Origin of the sequence: Christiangramia aquimixticola (assembly GCF_048285835.1) — a bacterium.
GTDB classification, from domain to species: domain Bacteria; phylum Bacteroidota; class Bacteroidia; order Flavobacteriales; family Flavobacteriaceae; genus Christiangramia; species Christiangramia aquimixticola.
In genome coordinates this window covers 1-309 of record NZ_JBLVTL010000184.1, presented here as the reverse complement: position 1 = coordinate 309, position 309 = coordinate 1, and the positions used below count along the sequence as shown (strand labels likewise).

Here is a 309-nt window from a genome sequence, read left to right as displayed (position 1 = left end):
CCTTATGAAGTACGCAGCTACTCTTGGCAAATAGAAGATTACTTCATTGAAAACAATCTTAAAGATCAGACCTATCTGAAATTCATGGACCAAATGGGCAAAACTTACCTAGTCCGTGACCGCCTTAATCCTCCTAAATGGAGGGTCATGAATGAAATCCGCGATATTCTCGGGCATATGTGCATGAAAGCCGTGAGTGAAGACCCCATCAAAGGCCAAAAAATCACCGCTTGGTTTGCTGCAGATATTCCAGTTCCTACGGGACCAGAAGAGCTATTCGGCCTACCCGGTTTGATTTTAGCCTATGAC

General features: G+C 44.3%; 1 protein-coding gene. It reads left to right on the top strand.

Annotated features, from left to right (window positions below; genetic code table 11):
* The coding region (locus ACNKXV_RS14050; protein ID WP_417908338.1) for a GLPGLI family protein at window positions 1–309 on the top strand (309 nt) is incomplete at both ends.